Annotated in this window: 20 protein-coding genes and 1 pseudogene; 9 read left to right on the top strand and 12 right to left on the bottom strand. The window is 71.9% G+C overall.

From position 1 onward, the window contains the following. Positions 1-281 precede the first annotated feature (281 nt). Entirely contained in the window at positions 282-995 is a 714-nt protein-coding gene (locus AB8A24_RS08155) for a hypothetical protein (RefSeq protein ID WP_369475239.1), read from the bottom strand. Between the two features lie 519 nt (positions 996-1,514). On the opposite strand from AB8A24_RS08155, the gene AB8A24_RS08150 reads away from it, so the two are divergent. Continuing rightward, entirely contained in the window at positions 1,515-2,513 is a 999-nt protein-coding gene (locus tag AB8A24_RS08150; RefSeq protein ID WP_369475238.1) for a serine protease, read from the top strand. 213 nt (positions 2,514-2,726) lie between these two features. Here AB8A24_RS08150 and AB8A24_RS08145 read toward each other — a convergent pair whose 3' ends face one another. From AB8A24_RS08145 to AB8A24_RS08130, 4 genes are all read right to left on the bottom strand, one after another. Then, positions 2,727-3,539 carry a metal ABC transporter solute-binding protein, Zn/Mn family gene (locus AB8A24_RS08145; protein ID WP_328960689.1) on the bottom strand — a complete coding sequence of 271 codons (813 nt, stop codon included), beginning with the start codon at positions 3,537-3,539 and terminating at the stop codon, positions 2,727-2,729. Further along, positions 3,497-4,363, bottom strand: coding sequence for a metal ABC transporter permease (locus AB8A24_RS08140; protein WP_328960688.1), 867 nt, complete (start codon positions 4,361-4,363; stop codon positions 3,497-3,499). Before AB8A24_RS08140 ends, AB8A24_RS08145 begins: the two co-directional genes overlap by 43 nt. Then, a complete protein-coding gene (locus AB8A24_RS08135) occupies positions 4,360-4,995 on the bottom strand; it encodes an ATP-binding cassette domain-containing protein (RefSeq protein WP_328960687.1) in 636 nt (211 codons plus the stop codon). Before AB8A24_RS08135 ends, AB8A24_RS08140 begins: the two co-directional genes overlap by 4 nt. 137 nt (positions 4,996-5,132) lie before the next feature. Beyond that, positions 5,133-5,789, bottom strand: coding sequence for a DUF2278 family protein (locus tag AB8A24_RS08130; protein WP_266376714.1), 657 nt, complete (start codon positions 5,787-5,789; stop codon positions 5,133-5,135). A 149-nt stretch (positions 5,790-5,938) separates the two neighbouring features. Between AB8A24_RS08130 and AB8A24_RS08125 the strand changes: the two genes are divergently transcribed. Next, complete coding sequence (locus AB8A24_RS08125; protein ID WP_328960685.1) at positions 5,939-6,358, top strand: TOBE domain-containing protein; 420 nt, start codon at positions 5,939-5,941, stop codon at positions 6,356-6,358. A gap of 25 nt (positions 6,359-6,383) precedes the next feature. Here AB8A24_RS08125 and AB8A24_RS08120 read toward each other — a convergent pair whose 3' ends face one another. The 3 genes and pseudogenes from AB8A24_RS08120 to AB8A24_RS08110 all read right to left on the bottom strand — a co-directional run bounded on the left by AB8A24_RS08120 (position 6,384) and on the right by AB8A24_RS08110 (position 10,495). After that, the gene (locus tag AB8A24_RS08120) at positions 6,384-6,824 is read right to left on the bottom strand and encodes a molybdopterin-dependent oxidoreductase (RefSeq protein ID WP_328960684.1); all 441 of its coding nucleotides are present in this window, start codon (positions 6,822-6,824) and stop codon (positions 6,384-6,386) included. Positions 6,825-6,901: 77 nt separating this feature from the next. After that, positions 6,902-9,674, bottom strand: a pseudogene (locus AB8A24_RS08115) (molybdopterin-dependent oxidoreductase). After that, positions 9,671-10,495, bottom strand: coding sequence for an FAD binding domain-containing protein (locus AB8A24_RS08110; RefSeq protein ID WP_328960682.1), 825 nt, complete (start codon positions 10,493-10,495; stop codon positions 9,671-9,673). Before AB8A24_RS08110 ends, AB8A24_RS08115 begins: the two are co-directional and overlap by 4 nt. 226 nt (positions 10,496-10,721) lie before the next feature. Here AB8A24_RS08110 and AB8A24_RS08105 point away from each other — a divergent pair, with 226 nt between their 5' ends. The 6 genes from AB8A24_RS08105 to AB8A24_RS08080 all read left to right on the top strand — a co-directional run bounded on the left by AB8A24_RS08105 (position 10,722) and on the right by AB8A24_RS08080 (position 16,567). Next, positions 10,722-12,191, top strand: a complete 1,470-nt coding sequence (locus AB8A24_RS08105) for a PucR family transcriptional regulator (protein WP_369475237.1) — start codon at positions 10,722-10,724, stop codon at positions 12,189-12,191. 305 nt (positions 12,192-12,496) lie between these two features. After that, positions 12,497-12,886: a hypothetical protein gene (locus AB8A24_RS08100; RefSeq protein WP_328960680.1), complete on the top strand. Its 390-nt coding sequence runs from the start codon at positions 12,497-12,499 to the stop codon at positions 12,884-12,886. A gap of 138 nt (positions 12,887-13,024) precedes the next feature. After that, positions 13,025-13,444: an ATP-binding protein gene (locus tag AB8A24_RS08095; RefSeq protein WP_328960679.1), complete on the top strand. Its 420-nt coding sequence runs from the start codon at positions 13,025-13,027 to the stop codon at positions 13,442-13,444. Positions 13,445-13,690: 246 nt separating this feature from the next. After that, a complete protein-coding gene (gene sigK / locus AB8A24_RS08090; RefSeq protein WP_328960678.1) occupies positions 13,691-14,287 on the top strand; it encodes an ECF RNA polymerase sigma factor SigK in 597 nt (198 codons plus the stop codon). Next, positions 14,284-15,036, top strand: a complete 753-nt coding sequence (locus tag AB8A24_RS08085; RefSeq protein WP_328960677.1) for an anti-sigma factor — start codon at positions 14,284-14,286, stop codon at positions 15,034-15,036. The genes sigK and AB8A24_RS08085 overlap by 4 nt, the downstream gene beginning before the upstream one ends. A 202-nt stretch (positions 15,037-15,238) precedes the next feature. Next, positions 15,239-16,567: a hypothetical protein gene (locus AB8A24_RS08080; RefSeq protein WP_369475241.1), complete on the top strand. Its 1,329-nt coding sequence runs from the start codon at positions 15,239-15,241 to the stop codon at positions 16,565-16,567. An 80-nt stretch (positions 16,568-16,647) separates the two neighbouring features. Here the strand turns inward: AB8A24_RS08080 and AB8A24_RS08075 are convergent, their stop codons facing one another. Further along, positions 16,648-17,097 carry a GNAT family N-acetyltransferase gene (locus AB8A24_RS08075; RefSeq protein WP_328960676.1) on the bottom strand — a complete coding sequence of 150 codons (450 nt, stop codon included), beginning with the start codon at positions 17,095-17,097 and terminating at the stop codon, positions 16,648-16,650. A 520-nt stretch (positions 17,098-17,617) separates the two neighbouring features. Between AB8A24_RS08075 and AB8A24_RS08070 the strand changes: the two genes are divergently transcribed. Next, entirely contained in the window at positions 17,618-19,681 is a 2,064-nt protein-coding gene (locus AB8A24_RS08070; protein WP_369475236.1) for a SpoIIE family protein phosphatase, read from the top strand. A 390-nt stretch (positions 19,682-20,071) separates the two neighbouring features. On the opposite strand, the gene AB8A24_RS08065 is transcribed toward AB8A24_RS08070, so the two are convergent. From AB8A24_RS08065 to AB8A24_RS08055, 3 genes are all read right to left on the bottom strand, one after another. Then, entirely contained in the window at positions 20,072-20,827 is a 756-nt protein-coding gene (locus AB8A24_RS08065) for a DUF4118 domain-containing protein (RefSeq protein ID WP_328960674.1), read from the bottom strand. Between the two features lie 214 nt (positions 20,828-21,041). Next, positions 21,042-22,163: a mechanosensitive ion channel family protein gene (locus tag AB8A24_RS08060; protein ID WP_328960673.1), complete on the bottom strand. Its 1,122-nt coding sequence runs from the start codon at positions 22,161-22,163 to the stop codon at positions 21,042-21,044. A gap of 200 nt (positions 22,164-22,363) precedes the next feature. Then, the gene (locus AB8A24_RS08055; RefSeq protein ID WP_328960672.1) at positions 22,364-23,638 is read right to left on the bottom strand and encodes a pyroglutamyl peptidase; all 1,275 of its coding nucleotides are present in this window, start codon (positions 23,636-23,638) and stop codon (positions 22,364-22,366) included. Positions 23,639-23,658: the final 20 nt, after the last annotated feature.

Raw genomic sequence — 23,658 nt, 5'->3', positions numbered from 1 at the left:
ATCGACATCGAACAGGACGTACCTCATCGCACCGGACTGGCCGAGTTCACTGATCACGCCTCGATCATGTCATCAGAGGTTGAGCAGGCAGTTTGCGGGACAGGCCTTAGCCACGGTTCTGTGTTTCAAGTTATTTCTGGAATCGTTTCAGTCATGGTGAATGACGCGCCTATATCGCCGAACCGTGGGCCCTTCTTATGGTTCGGCAGGAATAACCGGAACGCGTACCCGGCTCGGGCGTACCGCATCTCCCGCTCCTTTCCGGAATGCGCGGCTACGCTTCACGACCGCAGGGAGGGATGGGCGCGCCGCCTCCGCTTCAGGACATGTACCCCTACTGCAAGCGCGGCAGCACAGATGCCTGCCGCCAGCCAGGAGGTCGTGCGCTCGACCATGTCGGCCGGCGTGGGGGCAGGGTCGTGGCAGTCAGGGGCTGCGGGTTCCACCCGCAGTCGGGCCCAGACCTTTGACGGCGCCGCCTTCTCTCGCCAGACCACCGTGTACAGACCCGGCTTCGCGTCGCACCTGATACGGACGACCGCGGAGACCCTCCTCGCTCCGTACATGACCACTGGTCGCGTGAACACCGACGAGGTCAACGTGACACCTCCGTCCCCGCCCATCCCCAGGCCGTCGGTGGCCGTCATCTCCCCGCCGGCCCGCACCGACCGCACGTCCCATGGGCTCGCGGGCCACTCCACGTCCGCAGGCCAGTGCTCCTCCTGGGGCTCGGGCGGCAGCTCGGAGACCCGCCTCGCGCACGCAGCCCGCTCCGTCTCTTCGGTCGGAGCCACCCGGACGCTCCCCCAGAGCCGCGTGACCTCGGAGGGGTTCCGGTCCCCGCCTGATCCGATGCGCACCTCGTAGGCCCCGGGCGCAGCGGTGCAGGAGATCGTCATGACCGCCGTGACGTGCGGATCGTTCATCCTCATCCGGCCATCGGCGGTGAACGCTTCGGAGAAGACCCTGTCGCCGTTGCCGGCGGCGTCCTGCACGCCCACCGAGACGCTGACCTGCTCTCCAGGTCGAACCGGCTGGTCGGCGCCACTTTGAAGCGGCAATGGCACATCCGTAAGCGGAGCGGCCTGCACGCCCTCCGCCCCGAGTGACATGAAGAGCGGAACCGTCAGGACTGCCGCGCCGACCCATGTCTGTAATCGCCCCATTTGGCTCCTTTCTGGATTCGTTGACGAACGATCTTTCACTCCACTGCCTACTCTGCCCTCTTCGTCGAACTGACGTACCAACACGCTGCGATGTCAGGCCTCATCACTCAGGAAGCAAGTCATTGAGATCGAAATGGTTGACCGCACTCGCGCTCGGCACCAGGACCGTGCTACTCGCCGCCCCGCTGCCCTGGCGGCGTCGGCGGCTCCCTCTCCGGTCGGCACGCCGCTCCACTCCCCCTCGCCCTCGGCCTCGCAGCTTCCCCTTCCGGCCGCACCACCGGTATCCGCTCCCCCTCTCCCCCCGCGTCCACCCCCAAATCACCCCCTGCTTCTCCGGCCTCACCCGTGGACGAGCAGTACTGGACAGCTGAGCGGGTGACCCAGGCCAAGCCGATCGACGCCGCCCGCGGCGCCGGGCCCAAAGCTCCATCAGCACCCAACTCGCCGGCCGCCGCACCGCGAGACACACCCCACGCCGCGTACTTCGACGGCCTCCCGATGGTGGGGACGTTCTTCTTCGACGGCACGCCGGTCGGTGGAAACGCCACCTACCGCACCGGCAGCGTCGTGCGCAGCAAGGGAAGGAGCCTGGTGCTCACCGCGGGGCACTGCGCGAACGGCCTGAACGCGGCAACCCACCGTGTCTTCGTGCCGCAGTACCAGTTTCTCAAGATCCCGGCCAACCAGCCGTGGGGGCTCTTCGCGGTCGGCGATGTCTATACGGACGACCGCTACCCCAACACGGGCCAGACGAAGGCTGCCGAGTCGGACCTGGGCTTCGCCTTCGTCACCGTCGCCCCCAATGGCAAGGGCGCGGTCGAGGACGTCGTCGGCGCCCTCACTTTCACGACCTCGGCGTCGTACGACCACAACGTGACGGTCGTCGGCTACCCGGCCCGCGCCGGCGACAACAGCCAGCACAAGGCCATCCGCTGTGATGTGCCGACCCGTCGGCTGTACGGGTTCCGGCAGATGCAGATGCAGATGCAGATGCAGATGGAGTGCGGCGGCTACTACGGCGGCGTCTCCGGCAGCCCGTGGATCAAGGACTTCACCGGCTCCAACCAGTTCGACCCCATGGTCCGCTGGGACGACGGCGAACTCAGCCTCTTCACCAACGTGAGCGCCGGCACCATGGGCCAGGAATACAAGCTCAAGGACCCCAACAGCACCTGGAAGGACGCCACCCTTCTCACCGCGGGGCAGTACTCCGGCGGGGGCCGGGCACCCGGGGTTCGGGATGCTCTCCCACGACAGCTCCCTGGCCGTGCCCGATCCGGGCGGTACGGAGGCCGTTCGGGCCATGCTCGAAGGGGCGGCGACCCGGCAGTGGGACCCCCGTGAGGAGTGGCTCATGGGCGCCCCTCGCGCGGGCAGGACGGATCGGGGCAGCGCGGGGTCGTGGGCCGGAGGCAGTGGCTCGGGTCGATGGTGATCACGGCCCCCGGCGTCGCCCATGGTGGCGGAGCGCCCCGCGGAACGGCGAACCGGCGCACCGGGAAATGGCCGGTTCATGTCGGTCTCGCGCAGGCCGCGGGGTGGCTCGTCAGCAGCTGATCAGGAAGCGCCCATGGCCTTTTTCAGCTCGGTCGCGGCGTTGCGGTAGACCGTCAGCAGGTCCAGGTCCGCACCGGGATAGTTGACGATTTTCAGCTGCTTGGCGCCGGAGTCGGGGAGCACCGTGCCGGTGGACATGTGCGCGTTGTCCAGCACCAGCTCCGGCTTCTTCGCTGCGAGTTCGGCCAACTGCGCCGGGGTGACGGCTTCGGGCCCGTACATGCCCACCGGGGTGGCGCCGGCGAGCTTCGCCGACCACGCCGTGAAGACCTGGGTCACGACGGAGGGGCTGCGGCCGCCGGGCCACCCGGCCTGGACCTCCTTGTTCAGCTTCGCGTACTCGGTGTCGAAGCCGGTCTTCCACCGCGTGGCCGCGTCCGCCGTGCCGAAGAGCGTGCCCAACTTGTCGACCTCGGCCTTGACCTTGTCCGGGTCGTTGTCGAGGTTCACCTCGACCAGCTTCGCCTTGGAGCCGGCGGCCTCCTTGATCTTCGCGGCGTACGGCTCGAAGGGCGCGTACAGCACGAAGTCGGCCTTGGCCACGGCGGCGAGGTCCGAGGGCTTGGGGTCGTAGTCCGGGGCGTGGTGGACGGACTGCGGCACGATGACCTTGACGTCCTCGGCGCCCGCCGCCTTCGCGAAGGCGCCCTCCCAGGTGGTGGTCACGACCACGACCGGCTTCTTGGCCTGCGGCTGCGGGCCGGCCTCGGACTTCGTGTCCTGGGGCGAGGGGTCGTTCCCGCAGGCGGCGGTCAGGAAGAGCGCCGCGCTCAGTGCGAGGAGGGAAGTGATACGGACGCGGGTGCGCGCCATGAGCTGATTCTCCGTTCGGGTATGAAATGCACCGCGAGGACCAGTGCCCCCGCGGTCAGGACGAGGACCGGGCCGGGCGGCCAGTCCAGCCACAGCGCCAGCAGGAACCCCGTCAGATTCACCGCCACGCCGATGCCGACCGCCCAGAGGGTGATCGACTTCAGTGAACTGCCCAGGCGGCGGGCGGCGAGTGCGGGCAGCAGGGTCAGGGCGTCCACGAGCAGGGCGCCGGTCAGTTTGATCGCCCCGGCGACCGCGATGGCGACCAGGACCAGCAGCGCGGCCGTCAGCGCCCGCACGGGTACGCCGGAACACTGGGCGAGCTCGCGGTCGTAGAGCAGGAGGCCGATCTCGCGCCGCCGCCACCAGAACAGGCCCGGTACGACGACGGCCAGCACGCCCAGGACGACGAGGTCGGCCGAGCCCACCGACAGGATCGACCCCCACAACAGGGCGAAGGCGCCGGAGGCGTTCACCCCTGACACGGCCAGCAGCAGCAGCGCCGCCGCGATGGCCAGGCTCATCAGCAGGCCCATAGCCCCCGACAGGCCGTCCGGGGTCCGGGCGAGCGGGGCCACGCCCGCGCCGGCCAGCGCGCAGGCCACCAGCGCGCACAGCATCGGGTCGAGTCCGGTGAGCAGGCCGACGGCGATGCCCAGCAGGGCCACGTGCATCATCGCGAACCGCACCGGCATGATGTCGAGCCCGACGATCACCACACCGATGACCGGCAGCCCGATCGCGGCCAGCAGCAGCGCCACCCCGGCCCGTTGTACGGGCAGCAGCTGCAGCAGTTCGCCGAGGTCGGCGGTGGCCAGGTTCACCGGACCTCCCGCAGGTGGCCCGCGGCCATCTCCAGGACGCGGTCGCACCGGTCGGCGAGCGCCCGGTCGTGCGTCACCACGATGAGGGTCACCGGCAGGGAGGTGAGGACGTCGGCGGCCTCCGACTGCCCGTCGAAGTCGAGGGCGGCGGTCGGCTCGTCCGCCAGGAGCAACTCGGCTCCCGCCGCGATGCATCCGATCGCCCGGGCGAGGTACATCCGCTGCAACTGGCCGCCGGAGAGTGTGTGCAGGGGCCGCCCGACGAGCCCGCCCACACCGAGCCGCGCGGCGGCCTCGGCCGCCTCCGTCGGAGCGTTGCTGGCGGCCAGCAGTTCGGCGCCGAGCAGCGGGAAGCGGCCGGCGGCCGGCTTCTGCGGGATCCAGGCACAGGCCCGGCGCCGCCAGGCCCATTCGGCGGGCGACCGGCCCTCGCGCCCGCCGACCCGGATCGAGCCCGTCGTCTGGCGGTGCAGACCGAGGACGGCGCGCAGCAGCGTCGTCTTGCCCGAGCCGTTGGTACCGGTCAGGGCCACACGCTCACCGGCGGCGATCTCCAGATCGACGGCGGAGACGGCCTCCACCCGGCCGTGCCGGCACACGACCTCCCGCATGCGCACATCGAGCCCGCCCATCACATGCCTCCTCCGCCACGCGGGAAGGCGAGGATCCGCCTCCCACGGGGAAGTAGTCGGACGGGGCACGCCCGAAGTTCCCGGCGGCCGGGGCCGATTTTGTACGGGCCGGGCCGCCGGAGCGGACAGGACGGGTCTCAGACCGGGTGGCCGTCGGCGTCCGTGTGGTCCTTCTGGCCGGAGAACTTGTTCAGGAACACGTCGTAACGGCCGTCGGGGCGCCGGGTCATGGTCGCGCCGTCCTGCCAGATGCCGTTCTCGGGCCACCACGGGCTGCCGTACGCGTCGCCCTGGTTCTGGTGGATGTTGTGGACGCCCAGCCCGGTGTCGAAGGGCTCGCCGAAGACCAGGATCTGCCGCCCGACGGTGAGGATCGGCTCGAAGGCGGTGGCCGCTTCGAGATTGGAGCCCGAGGTCCACGGCGGGGAGGACTTCAGCAGCCGGTCGAGGAGTTCGCGCAGCGGGCCGGGCAGCCACCCGGGCCAGTCCTGGCGCCGGCGCAGGGCCGGATGGCGGATGTAGTCGAGGGCGCCGGACCCGGGCGTGCGGGCGAGATCGTGGAAACCCGGGGCCAGTGCGGCCACCGGGCCGAGTGCCGCCGCGTCCACGGTGAAGACCTTCCACTGCACGCCGGTGTCCGAGTCGTGGCTGTCCACGTCGACGGCGCACTTGTACCGGCCGTCCGGGGCGTCGACCCGGAGGTTGACGTGGAACCAGGCGCCCTCCGTGTCGGGGGTGTCGCGGAAGTGTTGGTGCAGGGTCCCGGCCAGCACGCCGTAGCGGTCGAAGGGCATGTTCCCCAGTGAAGCACCGGGCCGACCGGTCGGGTGGTTCTGGCGCGCGGGCGCGAGGAGGATCGGGGCGGGCCGGACCGGGTGGCCCTACGGTCGGTCCCGTGCGGCCCTCTCGGACCGCGCGAGGCGCCTACGCAAGAGGTCGAACCATGAGTCTCAGCATCCGCAACCAGTTCGCGGGCACCGTCATCGCCGTCACCGTCGGCGAGGCCATGGCGACGGTCAAGGTCCGTCTGGACGGCGGCCAGGAGATCACCGCCGCCATCACCGCCGAAGCGGTCAAGGACCTCGGCATCACCTCGGGATCCGCGGTGAAGGCGCTCGTCAAGGCCACCGAGGTGGCTCTGGCCACCGGCCCGGTCGAGAACATCTCCATCCGCAACCAGATCACGGGCACGGTGTCCGAGGTGGCCGTCGGCCCGGCCATGGCCGCCGTGAAGATCAACGTGAACGGGGGCGGGCTGACCGCGGCCGTCACAGCCGACGGCGTCCAGGCGCTGGGCCTGGTCCCCGGCTCCTCCGTCGTCGCGCTGATCAAGTCGACCGAGATCTCCCTCGCCGGCGCCTGAACCGTGCGCGCCGTCCCGATCGCGCTCAGCTGTTCGGCGCCGCCAGGGCGCCGAACCACACGTGCGTGACCGCGCTGACATAGCGGGCTCCGCACCGGTCCGACGGGACCACCAGCTGGGCCCCGGCCTCGTCCAGGTCCGTCCCGTCCAGGCGGGTGGCCAGCAGCACCGGACTGCCCCCGAAGTCGGCGTCCAGTTCGGCCCAGGCGAGAACGCTGTGGTGCCCGTCCCCGCCGCTGACGGCCAGCAGGAAGCGAGATCGGTCCTTGCGGCGCCGGGCGTCGAAGGCAGGCCGCGCGCTCGCGACCACGTCACGCAGCAGCACGCCCTCGAAGACATGGTGCTGCGGGCCGTTCGTCGCGCAGTCGAACACCACCTCGGCCCGGTGCTGCTCCCATTCGCGCAGGTCGGCGACGCTGAGCAGGGCCGGGCGGTCGAGGTCGCCGTGCAGCATGAGTTTGGCCATACGAGCCCGATTCCCGGATACCGTCATCCTGGAAACGTATTTGCCACCCTCATCTCACGATGTGAGCCGCATGTGAGTCACAACTGCCCTCTTTCGACTTGCATCTTCTGCCAGACGACGTCCCTGGTCACGGGCAGCTCGGTGAACCGCACCCCGGTCGCGTCCCGCAGAGCGTTGGCGAAGGCCGGGCCCACCGGGTTGAAGGGACTCTCACTCATGGACTTGGCGCCGAGCGGGCCGATCGCGTCCGAGGTCTCCATGAAGTGGACCTCCGTGCGCGGGATGTCCGCGTACTGCGGGAGCCGGTAGCGGCGGAACGCCGCCGTGGTGACCTCGCCGCGCTCGTCCACCCGTACCGTCTCGAAGAGGGTCGCGCCCAGCGCCTGGGCCACACCGCCCTCCACCTGGCCACGGCACTGCAGCGGGTTCATGACCTTGCCGGCGTCCGCCGCGTGCACACTCCGCAGGATCTTCATCTCGCCGGTGTCCGGGTCGACGGCGAGGCGGAACCACTGGGCGTTGAAGGCCACCGAGCGGGGGGAGCCGGTCCAATGGCCGTCCGCGGCCATCTCCTCCAGCCGGCCCTTGTCGTACGCGGCCTCGTACAACTCCTTGAGGGAGACGATCCGGCCCGCGCAGTCGAAGGCCTCGGGCCCCGGCTTGCACAGGTGCCGGGCCACGCCCGTGTGGCGGGCCGCGAAGGTCAGCAGGCGCTCCGCGAGCGAGTTCGCCGCCAGCATCACCGCCTTGCCCGCCACCACCGTGCCGGCCGAGCCGAACGCGCCGGTGTCGTGCCGCACCACGTCCGTGTCCGACTGGCGGACCGCGATCCGGTCCACCGTCGTGTTCAGGGCGCCGGCCGTGATCTGCTGGTGGACGGTGGTCGTGCCGTTGCCGAACTCCGCCGTGCCGACCGCGATGTCGTACGTACCGTCACGCAGCAGGCTCACCCGGGCGTCGGCGAAGTGGCCGCCCGGCGGACCGGTCGCGATCATCGCGACGGCCGATCCCGTGCCGGTGAGCCAGCCCGCCGGGACGTCCTCGTGGCTGCGGTCCTCGGCGATGGCCTTGCGGATGACGTCCATGCACTGTCATCCCGTACGAGGCGATGAACAGGTCCTCCTCGTGGCCGATCGGGGTCACCATGGGGTCGCCGGCGCCGATGACGTTCTTCTCGCGCAGTTCGAGCGGATCCATGCCGAGCCGGATGGCGAGTTCGTCCATCACCGATTCGAGGGCGAACAGGACCTGGCCCAGGCCGTAGCCGCGGAAGGCGCCGGCCGGGACGCCGTTGGTGTAGACGGAGTACGCCTCCATCTCCTTGTTCGGCGCCTTGTAGACGGCGAAGGACTCGCCGACGCTGTGGAACATGACCGCCGGGCCGTGGTTTCCGTAGGCGCCGGTGTTGGCGACCACGCGGATGCGCAGCGCGGTGAGCGTGCCGTCGGCCTTGGCGCCGATCTTGATGGTGATCTTGAAGGGGTGGCGGGTGGTGGACCCGTAGAACTGCTCGGCCCGGGTGAATTCGAGTTTCACCGGCCGGCGCAGCTTCAGGGCGGCGAGGACGACGATGTCCTCGGTGAGCATCTCCTGCTTGCCGCCGAACCCGCCGCCCACGCGGCCCGCGACGACGCGGACCTCGTCCTCGTTCAGGTCGTAGAGGGCGCACAGCGCCCGCCGGGTCAGGAACGGGGCCTGGGTGGAGGACCGAACGGTGATGCGCTCGCCGTCACCCTCCTCCTTGGGCTCGAAGTACGCGACGCTGCCGTGGGTCTCCAGGCTGGCGTGCTGCACGCGCTGCGTCAGATACGTCTCCTCGTGGACGACGTCCGCCTCCGCGTACCCCTTCTCCATGTCGCCGAGCGTGTGGTGGACCTCGCCGCACACGTTGTTCTCGGCGCGGAAGATCCCCGATTCGGGGCCCTTGAGGTGGAGGACCGGCGCACCCGGCAGCATGGCCTCCTCCGGGTCGATGACGTACGGGAGCTCCTCGTACGTGACGACCACCCGCCGGCAGCCCTCCTCCGCGGCCTGCTCGCTGTCGGCGACGACGGCCGCCACGCGCTGGCCGACGAAGCGGACCACGTCGTCCAGGACGCGGGTGTCCATCGGGTCCTCGGTCGGGTGCTCGTGGCGGGCCGAGGAGTACAGCCGTTCGGGGGCGTCGTGGTGGGTGAGGACCGCGTGCACACCCGGGACCTGAAGGGCGTCCCTGGTGTCGATGTCGACGATCCGCGCGTGCGGGTGCGGCGAACGCAGCAGCTTCATGTGCAGCAGTCCGGGCACCTCCACGTCGAACGTGTAGCGGGCGGCGCCGGTGACGATCAGCGGCCCGGCGGGGGCGCCCAGGGACCTGCCCACGGCCTGCCCGGCCTCGGGGCTCTCGGTGTGCTTGACCCCGCGGACCGCGTCCTCGATGGCGCGGTAGCCCGTGCAGCGGCAGATGTTGCCCTTGAAGGCGCGCGGCAGGTCGTCGAGCTTGCCGTCGTCGTAGGTGGTGCCCTCCTCCGCCTGGAGGGCGGCGGTGGTCATCAGGAAACCGGCGGTGCAGAAGCCACACTGGAAGCCCTGGGCGTCCAGGAACTGCTGCTGCGCCGGGTGGAGCTCGCCGCCGGAGCGGGCGAGGCCCTCCACGGTGATGACGGAGCGGCCCACGGCGCGGACGGCCGGGTAGAGACAGCTGTGCACGGGCTGCCCGTCGACGTGGACCGTGCAGGCCCCGCAGTCGCCCTGGTCGCAGCCCTTCTTCACGCCGAACCAGCCGCGTTCGCGCAGGTAGGTGCGCAGGCACTGACCGGCCCGCGGCTCGGTGTCGAAACGCCGCTCGTTGATCTCGATCTCGTACGTCATCGGTGGTCCTCGGTGGTGAGCTCGCGGCGGATCTCCTCGGCCAGGCGCAGGGCCATGTGGCGCCGCCACGCGGGCAGTCCGTGGATGTCGTCGTACCACTCGTCCGGCCGGACGGTGCCGTCGATCGCCGCGCGCAGTTCGGCGGCCGTGGGCGGCAGCGCGAACCAGAAGCGGAAGGGGCGGGTGGTGGCGGCGGACACCGTCACGGCGAGGGAGCCGTCGGCCGGGTCGCACGCGCCGATGACCAGCGCGCCGGAGCGCCCGAGTCCGTACAGGGACGCCTGGCGGAAGGCCGTACGGGAGTCCAGCGCGTTCGGGGGCAGGCGCACGGACCGCAGCAGCTCACCCTCCCGCAGGTTCTTCACGCCGGCGCCGAGGACGAAGTCGGTGACGGGCATCCGGCGGGTGGCGCCGTCCTGGCCCTGGAGGAAGACCGTGCCGTCGAGGCCGGCCGTGAGGGAGACCATGGGACCCGCGGGCAGGCCGTTGCACAGGTTCCCGCCGACGGTCGCCATGTTCCAGATCTTGAAGCTGGCGAGGAAGGCCCGGCAGCACTGCTCGAAGAGCGGGGCGGCCGTGGTCGGCAGGGTCCGGGCGAACCGCGAGAGCTCGGTGATCGTGCAGGTCGCGGCGATGTCCAGGGAGCCGTCGGGCTGCCAGGACAGGGGCGGCCAGCCCATGCGGGAGAGGTCGACCAGGCGGCGGATGTGCGGCTGGGGCTCGGAGAAGAGGTACGTGCCGCCGCCGAGCCAGGCGTCACCGGGGCGCCAGGGTTCGCGGCGGCGCGCGTCGCGTACATCGAGCACCGTGTTGAGATCCAATTCGCGCCACCAGCCTTTCCGGCCTGACAGGGGGTTTCGGCCAGTGAAGCAACGGGAGCGGGTGCGAAACGACTGGTCCCGGCCACGGAATCGGACGAGCGCGCAGCCGTCCCTCCTGGAGGATCAACCAAGAGGCGTACCGGGTAATTCACCTAGCATTTACGATGACTCAGCCTCTATTCACCTCGCGAATGTGGGCGACCGCCCACCGCAAGGAGTCCCCGCCATGCACGTCCTCGACCTGCTCCAGCTCGACAGCCTCGGCCTCAACCTGCTCTGGGGCGAGGACGTCCTTCTCGGCCAGGAGGTCGCCGGTGTCACCGCCACCGACCTGGAGGAGCCCGGCCGCTTCCTGGGGCCCGGGGAACTCGTGCTGAGCGGACTCGTGTGGTGGGCCGAGGGCGACGTGGCCAAGGCGGACCGTTTCGTCGGCGCGCTCGCCGACGCCGGAGCCACGGCGCTGCTGGCCGGGGAGGAGACCCACGGCAGGGTCCCCGACGAGGTCGTCGACGCCTGCCGGAGCCACCGGGTGCCGCTCGTGGCCGTCCCCGCGCGCACCAGCTTCCGGGCGGTCACCGAGGCCGTGTACCTGCGCCAGTGGGGCGACCTGAGCCGCCGCCCGACCCGGCTCTTCGCCCTCCCCGAGAACGTGCGCGGCGAGCTGAGCCGGCTCGTCGAGGCGGGGGCGGGCCCGGACGAGCTCCTGGACCGGGCGTGCGCGCACCTCGGCCGGGTGTCCTGCTACCTGCTCACCGCCGGCGGCCGCACGGTGGCCCGTACCCCGTCCGCCCCCGAGCTGCCCGCCCGGCAGGCGTCGGCCGCCTCCGCGCGCGAAGGGGTCTGGCTGCGCATCGAGACCGAGAGCTCCCCGTACGACGCCTGGCAGCTGCACGTGCCCGACCCGGACGCGGCGCCCCCGCGGGTGCTCCACGAGATCGCCGAGGTGCTCGCCCAGAGCAGAGGCGGGCAGACCCGTCGGCTCGCCGCGGAGCGGCTGGCCGGGCAGGAGCTGATCGGCGTACTGGAGGGGACCCTCGCGAGCCCCGCCCCCGCCGACACCGGAGCCCTGGAGGAGGCGCTCGCGGGCGCCGGGCTGCCCGTCGGAGGGACGTACCGGGTCCTGGCGTCGACCTCGGGCGACGCCCTGGCGGAGGGCCTGCGCCACCTGGAGGGTGCCGTGTACGCGGTGGGGCGGTCGGTGGCGGTGCTGCACGAGGACCCGGCCTCGGAGATCGACGCGGCCGGCGCGCTCCGCGCGGTGTGGCCGCTGCTCCAACGGTGCGGGGGACCGCAGGCGGAACTCCGGTTGGGCATCGGCGCGCGGGCCGAGGGCCTGGAGGGGCTGCGCGCCTCGCTGACCCAGGCCCGGTTCGCGCTCACCTCGGCCGACGAGGCGGTCCCGGTGCGCGGGGTCGAGCACCTGGACACCCTCGGGGAGCTGATGGCGGGAATCCCGCCGGAGGTGCGATCCGTGTACGGGACGCGGATCCTGGGGGCGCTCGGGGACGGGATGCTGCGGGACACCCTGGAGGTCTTCCTGGCCAACAACTGCTCCTGGGCCCGCACGGCCGAGGCGCTCCACCTGCACGTGAACACGGTGCACTACCGGATCGAGCGGGTGGAGGTCCTGACGGGCCGTGACCTGTCGCGCCTCGACCACAAGCTGGACCTGTACGCGGCGCTGCGCTGCGGATGACCGCGGGCGCCGGGGCGGGTGCCTACGGTGCTTCGATGTGGACCTCGGTGGACTGCTCGACGGCCCGGGAACCGTGCGCGACCGTCCCGGGGCCGCTGGACCGGCAGGTATGGCCTGTCCGGTGATCTCACCTTGCGCATGCGGTACTCGCCGGTGGCTGAGGATCACCTCCTGGTCCGGGCCTTTTGTCCGCACATGAGGTTTTTCCAATCCCTCGCCCTGCTCGCGGCGAATCCCTGATGAGGCTCCTGAGGTCGAAGGGGCCGCCGAACCGACCGTCCGACGAAGGGAAGGAGGTGAGTGCGATGACCGGTTCGCTGCGCACGCGGCGTCTGCTCGTGGGGGCCACGTCCGTCGGGCTGCTGGCCGGCGGGTCGCTGCTGGGCCTCTCCGGCACCGCGAACGCCGCCCCGGCGACGTCCGCCACGGTGAGCTCGACGCTCACCAGTGACCGCGACCGTGATCGTGATCGTGATCACCGTCAGGACCGCCAGGACCGGTGGGACCGCCACAACCGGTGGGACCGTCATGAGCGGTGCACCTGGGTGAAGGGCCATTGGGAACACAAGTGGCAGCACGGCACCTGGCATCAGGGCCACCGCGACCACCACGGCAACTGGCACGACGGCTGGTGGGGCAAGGGCTACTCGAAGCACTGGACGCCCGGCCACTGGAACTGCCACAGCAAGTGGTAGCTCCGCCGCAACGTAGCGCCGACCTGGCACAAAGGGGTTCCGGGGTCACCGCCCCGGAGCCCCGTCCGTTCCCGGCCCCGCAGCCACCGGGCCCCCGGGGTCGCTCGCACCGCGAGGAACCGTCAGCGAGGAACAGTCATGGACACCGCAATCGCATCCACCGCGCGGCCGAGGACCGTGCACCACCCCCTGCCGTCAGGACCACAGGCCGCCGGGGAAGCCCGCCGCAGCGCCGCGCGCACCCTCGCCCTGCACCCCGTGCGCTGCCCACGGGAGACCGCCTGCGACATCCTGCTGATCGCCTCCGAGCTCGCCACCAACGCGGTCCGGCACGCCCTGCCCCCGTACGCGCTCACGATCAGCCTGGACCGCGGCCGGGCGGGCATCTGTGTCAGCGACGGCTCGCTCTCCCTGCCCCAGCGGGGTGACGGCCACGGGACCGACGCCACCCGGGGGCGCGGGCTGCAGATCGTCCGGGCGCTCGGCGCGGACCTCTTCGTCAGCCGCTCACCGCGCGGCAAGCAGGTCATCGCCGTGATCACCTGGCGGGACACTTGACCGGCCGGTTCCCTCGAACGAGGGAACCGCGCGCCGGCCCGGGGCGTGAACGCCCTCCCATCCGTACGCGCCTCCGCTACGAAGAACCATCAGACCCAGCCCCTGGACCTGTGGTCGACACCGCCTCCCGCGCGGCGGTCCGGCCGCTGCTCTCCGGACAAGGACCACCATGCGATGGACAGCTCGCCCCCGACCGGACGCCCCCGGCGGACCCTGCGTCCGGTCCCCACGGCCGGAGCCCACCCCGTGAACCGACCGAGCCCCTTCGCCCCCGACCCCGCCGAAGGCCCCGCCGACCGCACCGACCTCGCCCAGGTCATGCGGCAGGTGGCCCACGGCGACAAGGAGGCGTTCTCCGTCCTGTACGACGCCCTCGCACCCCTGGTCTTCGGGATCGTGATCAAAGTCGTACGCGACCGGGCCCAGTCCGAGGAGGTCGCCCAGGAGGTCATGATCGACCTGTGGCGGCAGGCCGCCCGCTACCGGCCCGACTCCGGCAGCGTCACCACCTGGGTCGCGACCATCGCCCACCGGCGGGCCGTGGACCGGGTCCGCTCCGCCCAGGCATCCTCCGACCGGGAACACGCGCAGGCCGCCCGCGAGCACGGCACGGCATTCGACGAGGTCGCCGAACAGGTCGAGACCCGCCTGGACAGCGAACAGGTCCGCCGCTGCCTGCGCGGCCTGACCGAACTCCAGCGGCAGGTCGTGACCATGGCCTACTACCAGGGCCTGACCTACCGCGAGGTCGCCGAAGTCCTCCACGCACCGCTTCCCACCGTCAAGACGCGCATGCGCGACGGGCTGATCCGACTCCGCGACTGCATGGGGGTGACCACATGAACCAGCACCGGTCCGACAGCCACACCCTCACCGCCGCCTACGCGCTGAACGCCCTGGACCCCGGCGAACACGAGCAGTTCACCGACCACCTCTCCCGGTGCGAGGAGTGCCGCCAGGAAGTGGCCGAGTTCCAGGCCACCGCATCCCGGCTGGCCGCCGCCGTGGCCGTGCCGCCGCCCCCCTCCATGAAGCGACGGACCCTGGCGGCCGTCGACGGTGTGCGCCAACTCCCGCCCCGCGGCTCCACCCCCGTGGCTCCGGTCCCGCCGCGCGGCGCGCTGCGCCGCAAGGCCGGACGGTTCGTCGTGGCCGCGAGCGTGGCCGCCGCGGCCCTGTTCGCGGGCCTGGCCGCCTGGCAGCACCAGGAGGGCCGCCACTACGAACAGCAGGCCCGGCAGATCGAGCAGCGCCTCGACGACGTCGGCACGGTCCTGGCCGCTCCCGACGCCCGCGCCGCCCACGGCCGCACCAGCAACGGAGCCTCCGCCACCGTCGTCACCTCGGCGGTGCGCGACAAGGCCGTCTTCACCGCCGGCGGACTGCCGGCGCCCGCCGCCGGCACGACCTACCAGCTCTGGCTGGACCACGACGGCACGATGCGCCCGGCCGGTTTCATCCACCAGGACGGCACCGTCCTCATCGACGGCGACACCGCCGACGCCGCCGCGATCGGCCTCACCCTCGAACCCACCGGAGGTTCCCCCCGGCCCACCACGGCCCCCCTCCTCCTGATGGACCTCCCGGCCTGACAGCCGCCGAGGCTCGGGCGCGCGCTCGGATGGCGGGCGCGGCGGATTTCCGGAACGCTGTTCTCCGGGTGGACGGGTGGTGTGCACCGGGAATTGTCCACCGTGGCCGAATCTTCTCGACGGCCGTCACGACGTGACGCCGTAGACGAGAGGACCTTCCGTGACCGTTCGCTTCGCCGCCGGGACCGCCGGCGCCGCCGCCCTGCTGGTCGCCGCGCTGACCGTGCCCGCGCAGGCCGTGACGTACGGGACGCCGACGATCGCGCTGTCCGCCTCCTACCTGTCCGGGGCCGTCGGCGCGACCGGTGACCCGGTCGTGGACGTCACCGTCGGCCAGAGCGGGGCCGACGCATCCGCGCTCACCGTCAGTGTGTCCGCGTCGAGCAAGGCCTCGGTCGCCGGTACCGGGGACGTGGCCTTCACGGGCGCCGGGGCGGTGCGGCAGCTGGCCGTCGCCGCGCGTGGCCGCGGCTACACCAACCTGACCGTCAAGGTCACCGGGCTGGGCGGCAAGACCGCCACCAAGACGCTGTCCTACGCGGCCTCGGCCGCCGTGCAGAACCCGGCCGACGCGCGGTACCTCACCGGGTCCGCGGACGCCTCGGCCGCCGTGGACGTGGGCGGCGGGTACGCGGTGGTGGCCGACGACGAGTCCAACGTGCTGCGCCTGTACGACCGCTCCCGCTCGGGCGCGCCGGTGAGGACCTGGGACTTCAGCTCGCAGCTCGGCGTCACCAAGGAGGTGGACATCGAGGGCGCGACCCGGATCGGCAACACCATCTACTGGACCGGCTCGCTCGGCAACAACAAGGACGGCGAGTACAAGGCGCCCCGCAACACGGTATTCACCACCACGGTGAGCGGCTCCGGCGCGAGCACAAAGCTGGCCTACGGGCGCTCGTACAAGAAGCTCCGCGACGACCTGGTGGCCTGGGACAAGGCCAACGGGAACAGGTACGGCTTCGCGGCGGGCACCGCGGACGGGGAGGCACCGAAGCAGATCGACGGGTTCAACGTCGAGGGCCTGGAGTTCGCCCCGGGCTCCACCAGCACCGCCTACCTGGGCTTCCGGGCCCCGCTGGCGCCGGTCGTGCCGGGCGGCAAGGCCCTGATCGTGCCGGTCACCAACTTCGACCAGGTCCTGGCGAGCGGGGCCAAGGCCACCTTCGGCGCGGGCATCGAGCTGGACCTCGGCGGCCTCTCCGTCCGGGACATCCGCAAGAACGCGGCCGGGCAGTACCTGATCCTGGCCGGCTCCTGGGCCGCGGACGACAACTCCGACCCGTACGCGCTCTACCAGTGGGACGGCGTCCCCGGCCACGCGCCGGTCGAGCGGGCGGACCTGCCGACCACCGACCCCGGCGGCTGGGAGGCCATCGTGGAGGTGCCGGACCTGACGGTTCCGGGCGCCCGGGTGCAGCTGATCACGGACAGCGGGTCCGCGGACCTGTACGGGGACGGAACCGAGGCCAAGGACCTGACCCACGCGGAGTGGAAGAAGGCACGGGCGGCCTGGTTCACGCTGGGCTGACGCCTTGACGCGACATCGACGCGTCCGCCCGTGCCCGGGTGCTTGTCGAACCCCGTGCGGGGGTGACCGACCGCCGGGGCTCAGGGGGTCATGTCGTAGGTGACCCACATCGTGCGCCGGGCGACCTGGTCGTACTTGGCGCGGGCGCGGTGGTTGTCGTCGGCGGTGATCCAGCGGACCACGCTCCAGCCCCGCTCGGCCGCGAGCGCGCGCAGGGCGCCGAGCAGCAGGTCGGCGGCGCCCGAGCCGCGGTGCTGCGGTGCCACGAACAGGTCGTCGAGGAAGCAGCCGACCGTCGCGGAGAGCGGGCGCGCGAACGGACGGTAGTGCGCGAGGCCCAGCAGCCGGCCCTCGGCGTCCTCGGCCACCAGGGCGTTGACCTCGTGTCCGGGGTCCGTCACCCAGGACCACACCGTGGCGGCCGCCTCCTCGGTCTGTTCCACGCCGTAGAAGTCGGCGTAGCCGCGGTAGAGGACGCGCCACTGGGCGAAGTCGCCGTCCCGTACGGAACGCACGCTGATGTCGGACATGGGCTGGACTCCCGTGATCGAAGGAAGGCGGAACATCGATCATGCGGGAGTCCGGCGGGCTCGGCAGGTGCCGGGGTGTCGAAACCCGGGCCGTCGCAGCGCCACGATGTACGGGTGTGGTCGGCGGTCGGCGGTCGGCGAAGCCCCGCGCGCCGAACACCGCTGTCGGCGCGCGGGGGCTTCCTTGGCCAGGTCACTCCGTGACCACGAGAGCCGCCAAGCGGTCCGGAGGGTGGTGGCCACGGCCAGTCAACCAGGGGCGCACCCGGGGCGGCACCTGGTTCAGGGCACGGAATCGAGCCGCTCGGTCGCATGCCGTTACGGTTGATCATCCAAAAGGTGAATCGGCGGTCGATGCCGATATTTGCCAGATGAATTGCATGATTGTCTTGCTGATGCGATCGCGCCTCATGTGGTGTCGGCCGTGCGAGGACGAGAGACCCTGCGCGGCGCCCGGCGTGCCCGCACGACGTGTCCGCATGATGATGTGGAGAGAACGGCGTGCGGAAGGGGACGTCTCGTGCCATCGGCTCGGCCGGGGGGCGAGGAGACCCAGGGCCCGATCTGGTCCGAGCCCGGGTCGTTGCTGGAGCGCGTGCCCGTGGCCGTCCTCGGCATCGACGAGCACGACCGGGTCTGCTACTGGGGGCCCGGCGCCCGCGACCTCTTCGGGTACGAACCCGGCGCCGTCCTCACCCGGCCCGGCGCCCTCCTCTTCGCCGATGCCTCCCGCGGCACCTCCGCGTCGTGCGCCCGGCTGACGGAACAAGGCCGTACGCAGGGCTACTGGCGGGGCAGGCTGACGGCCCGGCACCGCGACGGCACGGCCTTCGACTGCGGCTTCCGGTCCTTCTCCGTGACCGGCTCCGGCCCCTCGGTGGTGATGATCCTGACGAGCCGCAGCGACGAACTCGACCGGGTCAAGACCAACCTCGCCTTCCTCGACGCCCTCTTCGAGACCTGCCCCATCGGCCTCGTCATGGTCGACGAGGACCTGCGCTACATCCACCTCAACCAGGCGCTCGCCGACATGGACGGCCTGCCGATCCGGTCCCACCTGGGCCAGCGCATGGACGAGATCATGATCATGTCCGACGGCGGCGAGTACGAGCGCATGGTGCGCGCCGTCGCCCGGGGCGGAGCGCCCGTCGTCGGGACCCTGGTCGGCGTGCGCCCCCGCGGGCATCCGGACCGGGACCAGGTCCGGTCCGTGAGCTTCTTCCCGCTGAGCCGGGCCGTCGGCACGCACGCCGGCGTGGGCGGGCTGATGATCGACGTGACCGACCGGGAACGGGCCATCCTGGAAGCCACCGCCGCCCGTCGCAGGCTGGCCCTCCTCGACGGGGCCTCCACCCGGATCGGGACCACCCTGGACGTCAACCTCACCGCCCAGGAACTCGTCGACGCGTCGATGCCGGACTTCTGCGACGGCTCCGTCGTCGAGATCGTGGAATGGATGGACGAGACCGAGGACTTTGATCCCGGGCGGCCCCTGTTCACCCGCCGCATCGCCTCCGGGACGACCCTGCCCGCTCCGGCCGTCGAACTCGTGAGCGGGGTGGAGAAGGTGCGCTACCCGCCGGGCTCCGTCATCCACGACATGCTGAGCACCGGCCGCGCCATCTCGGCCACCGTGGACGAGGCGTTCCTGGCCCGGACCGTCGTCATCGAGTCACGCGCACGGCTCATGGCCGAGAGCGGGGTGGCCTGCATCCTCGTCGCCCCGCTCGTCGCCCGGGGCACCGTCCAGGGCATCGCCATGTTCGGCCGGTCCGCCGCCCGTCCGCCCTTCTCCGAGGAGGACGTCAGCCTGGCCGGCGAACTCGCCTCGCGCGCCGCGATCTGCCTGGACAACGCCCGCCTCTACAGCCGGGTCCAGGACATCGCGCTCACCCTGCAGCGGGCCCTGCTGCCCACCGCGCTGGCGGCCAGCCCGTACGTGGACGTGGCCCACCGGTACGTACCCGGTAGCAGGATCACCGAGGTCGGCGGTGACTGGTACGACGTGATCAACCTGCCCGACGGTCGGGTCGTCCTCGTCGTGGGCGACGTGATGGGGCACGGGGTGACCGCGGCCGCCGCCATGGGCTACCTCCGCATCACCACCAAGGCGCTGGCCCGCCACGACGTCGAGCCCGCCGACCTGCTCACCGAACTCGACGCCTGTGCCCAGGAGGCCGGTATCGAGCTCGCGACCTGCTTGTACCTCGTCTACGACCCGCGCACCGGACGCGCCCGCATCGCCAGCGCCGGCCACCCCCCGCCCCTGGTGCTCCGGCCGGACGGCACGGTGCAGACCGTCGACGAGGTCCTCGGAGTCCCGCTGGGCGTCGGCGGCTGCCCGTTCCGGACCACCGAGATCGAACTGCCCGAGCACGCGACGCTCGCCCTGTACACGGACGGCCTCATCGAGGCCCGGGGACGGGACATCGAGGTGGGACTGGACGCCCTGCGCGCCGAACTGGGCGAACACGGTCAGCCGTTGGAGGACATGGCGGACCGTATTCTGGCCGGCCTGCTGCCCGAACCGCCGACCGACGACACGGTCCTGATCCTCGCCCGTGTCCACCGCCACGCCCCGTGAGCCGGGCTGTGCGACATCCCGCGCGTTCCCCTGAGCTGCCCGCTGTTGCCGCGGCCGGCTGGAGGGGGCAACGAGTGCACCACTTCCTCACCGCATGCCTTTCCAGCCCACGATCCGATGTCGCCGAAGCCGCCACGAACTCCCTTGCCGGGAAATACGGCGCCTACCGACCCCTGTAGGTGGACCCGTACCCCAGGTTCGTCGTGAACCCAGGCATTCTCGCCGCAGATGACTGCCGGACCCCTGGGTTCCTACCGAGAACCCTTCAGTTTTCGCGAACTCACGGGGCTCTCGGGGCGCGAGGAACAGCGGACCGAGATCTGGCGCCAAGGGGTCGTCTCGACAGGTGGCGAGCAGCCGGTCCGAACCCGATGGTCCTCGACCCCGGGCTCAGCCTCGGTGGCACACTCCCGCCGTGTCCAGCGCGGCGCCCGCCAGCGCGGCCAGCGCGATCGCCACCGAGCGGGCGTCCTCGGGCGGCAGGCGGTGGCCGGGGACGGGGTCGAGGAGGAAGCGGCCGTAGTAGTGGCCGCCCCCGACGACCCGCAGTTCGGTCTCGCCGTCCGGCCAGTCGGCGTATCCGGTGACCTTGCCGCCGCGGCGCAGCCACAGGCCGCCGTCGTGCTCCAGCCGAGGCCGGTGCCCGATCAGGGTCCCGTACTCGAAGCGGCAACCGCGCAGCTCCAGCAGGCCGATGAGCTCCTGGCGGACGAACTCGACCACCACGTCCGGTGAGCCGCCGCGCTCGGTCAGCCGGGCGGTGCCCTGGAGGCTGGACAGGTGCGCGGCCGCGCTGACCACGACCGCCTCCAGCCTGCGGGCGCGGACGGCCAGTTGCGCGACGATCAGCCCGACGATCAGCAGCAGGACGGCCGTCTGGATCTCGTCCCGGTCGGCGATGGTGAACCGCCGGTAGGGCCTGGAGAGGAGAAGGAGGCCGAACCAGGTCGCCGCGGAGAGCGCGGCCAGGGCCGCGGCGGTCCGCGTGCCCGAGGCGGCGATCGCGACCACGGCGACGACCAGCACCAGGGCCTCGTTCGGCGGTGAGAGGTGGGCGCGGAAGGGAACGAGCGCGAGTGCCACGAGAAGGGGAACCACCAGGGCCCCGAACAGGGCGGCACGGTCGTGGAGTCGGTACCCGGGCATGTGATGCCTCCAGTCCGGACGTGACGGAAGCAGCCGGCCGATCGGCTGTCGCCACGTGCAGCCTGCCCACGGTGGGGGGAGGAGGCACCCGCCCTGGTGAGGTCTTGACGTACCGCATACGGATTCCGCACCCGCACCCGGACCCGGCCGCCACCGCCCCCCGCGCGCATCACCGACGGCACGCACGCGAGGGCTCGGGTACGGGCTCCGCGCGTTACCGGCCGCTGTCCGCGAGCATCGACGGCGGCGCCTCGCGCTGGTGCGGGACCGGAGGCACCGGCGGGTGCGGTGCCGGCGTCCCCGGGACCTCGTCCTGGTGGAGCGCGACCGTACGCGTCGGCGCGGGGATCGAGATGCCCTCCGCCCGGAACCGCTCGTGCAGGCGCTTGATGAACTCGTGCTTGATCCGGTACTGGTCGCTGAACTCGCCGACGCCCAGGATCACCGTGAAGTTGATCCGGGAGTCCGCGAACGTGTGGAAGCGGACGGCCCCCTCGTGCGCGGGGTCGGCGCCGTCCACGTGCGCCATCACCTTGCCGACCACGTCGAGGGTCACCCGCTCGACGTGCTCGAGGTCGCTCTCGTAACCCACACCCACCTGGACCAGGATCGAGAACTGCGCCTCCGGCTGGGTGAAGTTGGTCATGTTGGTCCGTGCGAGACGCCCGTTGGGGATGATGACCAGGTTGTTCGACAGGTTGCGGACCACGGTGTTGCGCCAGTTGATGTCGACGACGTAGCCCTCCTCGCCGCTCGTGAGGCGGATGTAGTCACCCGGCTGCACGGTCTTCGAGGCGAGGATGTGCACGCCGGCGAAGAGGTTGGCGAGGGTGTCCTGGAGGGCCAGGGCCACCGCCAGACCACCCACACCGAGGGCGGTGACCAGCGGCGCGATGGACACGCCCAGGGTCTCCAGGGCGACGAGGACGCCCATCACGAGGACCACGATCCGCGTGATGTTGACGAAGATGGTCGCCGACCCGGCCACCCCGGTGCGCGCCCCCGCCACGGACTGGACGAGGCCCGCGACGACCCGCGCCGCGCTCAGCGTGGCGATGAGGATGAGCAGCGCGGTCAGCGACTGGTTCACGAACCCCGAGACGCGCGCGGTGAGCGGCAGGGTGGTGCCGGCCACGGCCGCCCCGGCGATCAGGGCGGCCCCCGGCGCGATGGTGCGCAGCGCGTCGACGATGATGTCGTCCCCCTGCCACCGGGTCCGCGCCGCGTGCCGGCCCAGCCACCGCAGGAGGGCGCGCAGCAGCAGTCCGGCCGCGGCTCCCGCCGCCAGAGCGATCCCGGCGACCAGCCAGTCGTGCAGGACGAGATCCCGGGTCAACGGACCCCCTCCGGTGCGCCGCGCCGGCCCGGGGGAGTGGCGACGGGCGCTGCCGGCCGTCGTATGGGGTGTGGGTGTGTCGTCACCTTGTCACCTGTCAGTTCGTCGTGCCTGAAGCCGCGTTCGGGCGTGTGTACGCATCCGGAACGGGCTGCCATCCTGCCCCATGGCAGCAGGACGCACCGCAGGCGGGGCTGCCGCTACCGCCGCACGGCGGCGTGTTCGAGGACCGCGCGGACCTCCGCGGCGATCGCGCTCTCGTTGTGTTCGAACTCGGCGCCGGTCAGTTGCCGGGGGTCGGCCGGCAGGCCGGTGAGCACCGGGGTGTGGAGATGGCCCCCGGGCAGCCGCGGGGCGAGTTCGGCGCGCAGCCGGTTGGAGCGGTAGGCCACCTCGTTGGAGAGGTAGCCGCCCCCGCCGCCCGCCACGGCCCGTGAGCCCGGGGTCGGGCCGTCGGTCCGGTCGACCGGGGCCGTGCCGCCCGCCGGGATCTCGGTGACGTCGCTGTTGAGGAGGACCGGGTACGGGTTCTGCACGGCGGCGGTGACCGCGTCGGCGGGGAGAGTGGTGCGGATGAACTCCGGACCCGGACCGAGGCCGGGGGCGGTCACCGGGTGCTCGCGGGTGCCGCCCGAGAGGGCGCGCGCGTTGTCGGGGTAGGGGTCGGCGGACCGTGCCCGCCCCGCCCAGTCCTCCAGCGTGAAGATGCCGGGGTAGCCCTGGCTGACGGTGGTGATGATGTCGGCGGAGGCGGGGCCGCCGGCCATGCGCGGGGCGAACGCGCGCTCCACCATGCCGGCGTCGAAGTCGGCGTACCGCACGGGGAGGACGACGGCGCGGATCTCGGCCGGGCTGCCGTCGGCGAGGGTCACGCGCCGTCCGTTGAGCTGGAGGGCGGCCGATCCCGACGGGTTGGCGCGGCGTATCTCGGCGTCGAGCCCGAAGGGGTCGAACCCGCTGATGAAGACGCGTCGTACGCCCGGCGCGGTCCGGAAGGCGTTGTTCGTCAGGCCCCTGGAGGCGTCCTCGAAGCGGGCGCGGAGCGCGGCCCGGTCGGCGGTGAACTCCGGCTGCCAGCGGGCGAGTGCGGCGGTCATGCCGAGCCGCGCCCAGTACAGCGGCCGGTCGTCCCCGGGAGCGAGGTCGCCGCCGGGCCGCTGGGCCTGGGCCCGCCGTACGGAGGCCTGCCACAGGGCCTCGCCCCAGGCGTCGACCAGCCGGTCGGCCTCGGCGGGGCCGCGGGTCGAGCACAGCGCGGCGGGGAACCGGCGGACGAAGTCCGCGAGCCCGCCGCGCTCGACGAGGGCCGTGGTGCGGGCGTCCGAGAGCCGCGCCTGTTCGGCGTCCAGCGGTACGGAGGCCGAGGTGCGGCAGGCGGACGGACCGTCGGCCGCGTGCGCGGGCGAGGCGACCGCCAGGGGAACGACAGTGGCGAGAAGGGCAGCGGCCGACGCCGCACGCCGTAAAAGCATCATGCGATGTGACATTACATAGC

Source organism: Streptomyces sp. BF23-19 (assembly GCF_041106355.1).
Taxonomy (GTDB): Bacteria; Actinomycetota; Actinomycetes; order Streptomycetales; family Streptomycetaceae; genus Streptomyces; species Streptomyces virginiae_A.
The sequence above is the reverse complement of the archived record's forward strand: the minus strand, read 5'-3'. Positions and strand labels throughout refer to the sequence as shown.

Bases quoted from the DNA above. Each gene is read 5' to 3' on its own strand.
- AB8A24_RS08120 (WP_328960684.1), bottom strand. From the start codon at position 6,824: ATGGCCAAACTCATGCTGCACGGCGACCTCGACCGCCCGGCCCTGCTC.
- AB8A24_RS08100 (WP_328960680.1), top strand. From the start codon at position 12,497: ATGACCGGTTCGCTGCGCACGCGGCGTCTGCTCGTGGGGGCCACGTCC.
- AB8A24_RS08125 (WP_328960685.1), top strand. From the start codon at position 5,939: ATGAGTCTCAGCATCCGCAACCAGTTCGCGGGCACCGTCATCGCCGTC.
- AB8A24_RS08075 (WP_328960676.1), bottom strand. From the start codon at position 17,097: ATGTCCGACATCAGCGTGCGTTCCGTACGGGACGGCGACTTCGCCCAG.
- AB8A24_RS08065 (WP_328960674.1), bottom strand. From the start codon at position 20,827: ATGCCCGGGTACCGACTCCACGACCGTGCCGCCCTGTTCGGGGCCCTG.
- AB8A24_RS08095 (WP_328960679.1), top strand. From the start codon at position 13,025: ATGGACACCGCAATCGCATCCACCGCGCGGCCGAGGACCGTGCACCAC.
- AB8A24_RS08055 (WP_328960672.1), bottom strand. From the start codon at position 23,638: ATGATGCTTTTACGGCGTGCGGCGTCGGCCGCTGCCCTTCTCGCCACT.
- AB8A24_RS08105 (WP_369475237.1), top strand. From the start codon at position 10,722: ATGCACGTCCTCGACCTGCTCCAGCTCGACAGCCTCGGCCTCAACCTG.
- AB8A24_RS08135 (WP_328960687.1), bottom strand. From the start codon at position 4,995: ATGGGCGGGCTCGATGTGCGCATGCGGGAGGTCGTGTGCCGGCACGGC.
- AB8A24_RS08145 (WP_328960689.1), bottom strand. From the start codon at position 3,539: ATGGCGCGCACCCGCGTCCGTATCACTTCCCTCCTCGCACTGAGCGCG.
- AB8A24_RS08130 (WP_266376714.1), bottom strand. From the start codon at position 5,789: ATGCCCTTCGACCGCTACGGCGTGCTGGCCGGGACCCTGCACCAACAC.
- AB8A24_RS08085 (WP_328960677.1), top strand. From the start codon at position 14,284: ATGAACCAGCACCGGTCCGACAGCCACACCCTCACCGCCGCCTACGCG.